Consider the following 4,500-nt stretch of genomic DNA (forward strand, 5'->3'; position numbering starts at 1 on the left):
CGGTGGGCTGATCCCGAAGCCTCGGCCGGGCGCGGCGGTGAGCCGGCCAGTGGTGAGGCGTCTTCGTAGCGGACCTCGTAGACGCGCTCCGTGAGCTTCCAGCCGTCGCCGGTGCGCTGATAACGGTCGTGGTAGATCGCGTAGTTCAGCCCTCCGCGGCCGTCGAGGCCACGCCCCACCTCCGATATGTAGGCGCGGCCGGACGCGGTGTCGCCGTCGAGCCGGATCACGCCCGGGTGTGTGTTCTGCACAAGAAATTCCACAACATCCGGCACCCGCCTGCCCCAGGCGCGGATCGCCTCCCGCCCTTCGAGTTCAACGGGAATGTTGGGCATCCGCAGAACACCGTCCGGTGTGAACAGCGAAGCGATGCGGTCGTAGTCGCGCATCATCGCCCCGTCGGTGAACTCACCGCGCAGTGCTTCGATCTCCACACGATCCGCGATGGCCTGAAAGTCGCTCATCGGTCTTCTCCATGTCGCATTGGACCCGGTGCACGCGACACCCGCTGGATGGCGCGTCCGTCCCAGCAGTACGACGGCATGGCCCTCCGGAATGTGACACGGGCCCACTCGGGGACAGGGCTAGGCTGCGGCACGGCGTCGGAGAAGGGCGGCCGACGGAGGTCGAACTCGACCCGGAAGCAACGGGATACGGAGAAGGACAGGGATGGGGGCCATGGCGGATCAGGGCAACGGGAGCGACGAGCGGCGGCGAAAGGCGGATCCGGCCGAGCTGGGGGGTGTCCTCGCGCGCTACCGGGAACGCCCGACGATGGGCAAGCTCGGCCTGACCGTCGTTCCGGTCGCCGCCTTCCTGCTGTTCGGCGGCATACCCGACTCCATACCGGGAACCGGGCACCTCGTATTCGACGTCATCTGCCTCCTGCTGTGCGTCTGGGGCGTATACGAGCTGACCCACTCCCTCGCCTCCTGGCTGATCCTGCACGAGGGCGGAATCGTCTACCGGGGCCGGCGCAAGGTGCGGTGGGCGCACCACTGGGAGGACTTCAAGGACGTCGTCCTCTCCCGTGAGGCCACGTACGTCGGCCCGTCCTCCCGGCCGATCTCGGACAAGATCGTCGCGCGCTTGTGGACGGCGACCGGCCAGGGCGCGCGTGAACTGTCCGGCAACTACTTCCTGACCGACGTCGGCGCGGGCTCCCTGCGCACGTTCCTGCGTTCCCCGGGGAACCTGACGCCGATGTTCGCGGGCATCATCGACCGCGTCGCCGAGGCGCGAGTGCGGCACGATCTGCGCGAACTGGCCACCGAGGGCGGCAAGGTCCAGTACGACCACTTCGAGCTCGGCGGTACGTACCTGCACGTCAAGGGCGCCGCCGACGAGATCCCGTGGGACGAGGTCACCCGCCTGACCGTGGACGCCGACCAGGTCGCCATCACCGTTCCCCACCTGCGACGCCGCATGGAGGGCCTCAAACTCAAGGCGGACGGCCGCCGGGAGAACTACCGGGTCGGCGCGGACAACACCCTGTACATCGAGGACAAGGGCCTGAGCAACTGCCGGAAGGCGATCATCTGGTCCGTCATGTCCCACATCGCGGAATCCATCGACGCGGAACCGCGGTGACCGTGGCTACGGGCAGGACCCGCACGGGGCGCGCGGACCAGTCGACGACGCGTCCGCCCGCGCGAGCGGTGCAGGCGTACGGCCCTCCGGCCCTGAGTCGTATGACGGCCTCCCACTGCCCGTGGTCGAGCCGGCGGAAGGTTCGGTCGCGGTCCTCCGCGTCGAACCGTGGGAGTGGCGGCGTGCTCGGCCCGTACGAGCAGTTCGTCGGCGGTGACCTCGCACCGCCAGGCGGTCCGGAGGGGCCGCCTCACGTCAACTCCGTGTGACCGATGGTCAGATGGACCCAGACGGTTTTGCCGGGGTCGCGCGGCCGTACGCCCCACTTCGCGGCGACCGCGTCCACGATGACCAGGCCGCGGCCGGAGAGGTCGTCGAGCGTGGGGGTGCGGAGCGTGGGCATCCGCCACTGGTACGAGTCGGAAACCTCCAGTACGAGCGTGCTGTTGCGACGGCGTAAGCCCAGCTCGAAGTAGTCGCCGGTCCCTTTGGCGTGGTTGACCACGTTGGTGCTCAACTCGCTTGCGACCAGGGTTGTTTCGTCGATGAGCCCGCCGAGTCTCCACTCGGTCAGGATGCTCTCGACGTGGCGTCGAGCGGCGGGGACGGAGTCCCTGCGGGCCCGGAATCTCTTGATGTGCGTGCGCCCGGACATGGGTCCCCCAAGGTCGTGGGTGGGCAGGCGGATCGGCGGTCACGGAGTGCGCCCAAGGGGGCACTTTTTGTGACGCATTCCACGCTAGAGCGAGACTCTCCATCTATGCAATCGAACTGCATCGAGAATTTGCATATTGCTCACGGTCTCAAGCGCCTGGCGCGTAGCCTCCGTTGACGTGCAGACTGGTCACACGGAGTAAGAGGAGGGGACATGCCCGCAGGTGGACGCCCTACTGTGCGCAGCAGGCGGCTCGGCGCGGCGCTCAGGAGGTATCGCGAGGCGGCGAAGCTCGACCAGCACCATGCTGCCGAACACATCGTGGGATCGAAGGCCAAGATCAGTCGTATCGAGGCCGGTCAGGTCTCGGCGCGTCCCGGCGATGTTCGGCTGCTCCTTGAGCTGTACGGAGTGGAAGACATCTCCGTGTACCAGCAGTTGGAGCAGCTGGCTCGGGCGTCCAACAAGCGCGGATGGTGGCTCAACTATGAATGGGCGGCCAAGCCGGAGTACGCGGACTTCATCACGCTCGAATCCGACGCGACGTATATCCGTACTTGGCAGTCGTTGTTCCTGCCGGGACTTCTGCAGACGGACGACTACCTGAGGGTTCTGCTCGGTGCCGGCCTGAAGGTTCATACGCCCGAGGCGATTGACGAGATGGTGGCCATTCGTCAGACGCGCAGGAAGGTGATCGAGGAGCATGGTGCCCGGTTCGCGGCAGTCATCTGGGAGCCCGCGCTCACGGCCCCGATGCCTTCCGCGAAAGCGCATCGCGACCAGCTCCTGCACATCCTGAACGTGGCTCAACGGCAGAATGTCAGCGTTCAGGTGCTCCCTGCCACGGAGTGGGAGGCCGCGCACATGGCGTCACATTTCGTCATGTTCAACTTCGGTCCTGAACCCGCCCCGGAGGCAGTCGCCTTCGACAGCACGACGAGTACCGTCATCATCGAGGACCTTGAAGAGATGGCCACGCATGCGCAGATCTTCGAAGCCCTCAGATCGGCGGCGCTGACGCCCGCGCAATCGCTCACCTTCCTGCGTGAGCACATCGCAAGCATCCCTGAGAGCGAGAAAGAGCAGTAATGAGGAACCAGCAGATCGTCACCGAGTTCAAGAAGTCCAGCGCCTCGCAGGGAGGGCAGCAGGACTGCGTCGAGGTAGCCCACACCGCCGACGGCGGCCGCGCTGTCCGGGACAGCAAGAACCGGGACGGCGGGCTCCAGTTCTACGCCCCCGAGGGGTGGGCCGCGTTCGTCGACGGGGTGAAGGGCGGGGCCTTCGGGCGCTGACGCACCCGGGGCGGGCTGCGCTAAACGTGGGTGAGCAGGCGCTCCAGCGGTCGGGGTACGTGCTTGAGGTCCAGGTGCGCGATCAGCGCCTGCGCGTACAGCGCCTTGCGGCCGCTGTGCGTGCCCATGAACCGTCGCAGCTGGTGTTCCACGGGGCGTTCCCGCTGTGCCGGCTGGCCCTGGAACGTACGGAAGGGGCGCATCTCGCCCTGGGCCTCGATCACCTGCTGTACGCCCTCGGCCCCCAGGGCGCGGATCAGTTCGTCCTCCAGGTCGGCCACGCACACCTGGAACCCGAGGGTCTCCAGTCCGGCGCGGGTGAGGTCGGAGCCGAGCCCGACCCGTTCCAGATGGCGCCGGAAGTGCCCCTCCTCGCCGATGTCGCAGAGCCCCGCCAGCGGGAGGCCGAGCCCCGGCGGGCCGCACACGTCCAGGAAGCGCCCGATGCTCATCGCGCCGCCGAGCGGTACCACCGCGACGCCCTCCGCACCGAGGTCGCGGCCGTGGCGCGTGGCCAGTGCTTCGATCGCGACCTGGTCACTGCTTCCCTCGACGAGCACGACCGTACGCACACCGCCGGCCAGCTCCCGCGCCTCCGCGGTTGCCGCGTCCGACCCCGCTCCGCCTGCCGCCCATACGACCGCCGCCTGGCTGAATCGCCTCAACTCGTCCACGAGACCTCGCTTCCCGACGCCATCCTGCACGGCGGGGATCCCGTACGCATACACGTTTTCCCGACCCAGGTCGTCCAGGGACCGCTCGGCTGGTGACCGCCGACCGCATTGCCGGGCGACGGTCCCCGGCGGGGACGAAGGTGGGCCCACGCGCACCACGCGTGGGCCCTCATTCGTCGGTGTCCGGGATCAGCTCGGCTGGTCTCCGGTGTACCGGTAGATGCCGCCTGCTGAGTTGACGTGCCATACGGTGCCGTCGGCTGCCACGCCGATGTCGACGGCGTTA

General features: G+C 67.8%; 6 protein-coding genes. 3 read left to right on the forward strand and 3 right to left on the reverse strand.

From position 1 onward, the window contains the following. The coding region (locus EES42_RS09410; protein ID WP_164495209.1) for a nuclear transport factor 2 family protein at positions 1-464 on the reverse strand (464 nt) is incomplete at its 3' end. A 214-nt stretch (positions 465-678) separates the two neighbouring features. Here EES42_RS09410 and EES42_RS09415 point away from each other — a divergent pair. Then, the gene (locus tag EES42_RS09415; protein WP_124717689.1) at positions 679-1,590 is read left to right on the forward strand and encodes a hypothetical protein; all 912 of its coding nucleotides are present in this window, start codon (positions 679-681) and stop codon (positions 1,588-1,590) included. A gap of 250 nt (positions 1,591-1,840) precedes the next feature. On the opposite strand, the gene EES42_RS09420 is transcribed toward EES42_RS09415, so the two are convergent. Next, entirely contained in the window at positions 1,841-2,245 is a 405-nt protein-coding gene (locus tag EES42_RS09420; protein ID WP_124717690.1) for an ATP-binding protein, read from the reverse strand. Positions 2,246-2,482: 237 nt separating this feature from the next. Between EES42_RS09420 and EES42_RS09425 the strand changes: the two genes are divergently transcribed. Together EES42_RS09425 and EES42_RS09430 are read left to right on the forward strand one after the other, a co-directional pair. After that, a complete protein-coding gene (locus tag EES42_RS09425) occupies positions 2,483-3,334 on the forward strand; it encodes a helix-turn-helix domain-containing protein (protein ID WP_241196336.1) in 852 nt (283 codons plus the stop codon). Further along, positions 3,334-3,540: a DUF397 domain-containing protein gene (locus tag EES42_RS09430; protein ID WP_124717692.1), complete on the forward strand. Its 207-nt coding sequence runs from the start codon at positions 3,334-3,336 to the stop codon at positions 3,538-3,540. Before EES42_RS09425 ends, EES42_RS09430 begins: the two co-directional genes overlap by 1 nt. A gap of 20 nt (positions 3,541-3,560) precedes the next feature. Here the strand turns inward: EES42_RS09430 and EES42_RS09435 are convergent, their stop codons facing one another. Beyond that, the gene (locus tag EES42_RS09435) at positions 3,561-4,214 is read right to left on the reverse strand and encodes an ATP-dependent endonuclease (protein WP_124717693.1); all 654 of its coding nucleotides are present in this window, start codon (positions 4,212-4,214) and stop codon (positions 3,561-3,563) included. Positions 4,215-4,500 lie beyond the last annotated feature (286 nt).

The organism is Streptomyces sp. ADI95-17 (genome assembly GCF_003846175.1).
GTDB lineage: Bacteria > Actinomycetota > Actinomycetes > Streptomycetales > Streptomycetaceae > Streptomyces > Streptomyces sanglieri.

Excerpts from the sequence above, each read along its gene's own strand:
- EES42_RS09415 (WP_124717689.1), top strand. The coding sequence starts at position 679 with ATGGCGGATCAGGGCAACGGGAGCGACGAGCGGCGGCGAAAGGCGGAT.
- EES42_RS09420 (WP_124717690.1), bottom strand. The coding sequence starts at position 2,245 with ATGTCCGGGCGCACGCACATCAAGAGATTCCGGGCCCGCAGGGACTCC.
- EES42_RS09430 (WP_124717692.1), top strand. The coding sequence starts at position 3,334 with ATGAGGAACCAGCAGATCGTCACCGAGTTCAAGAAGTCCAGCGCCTCG.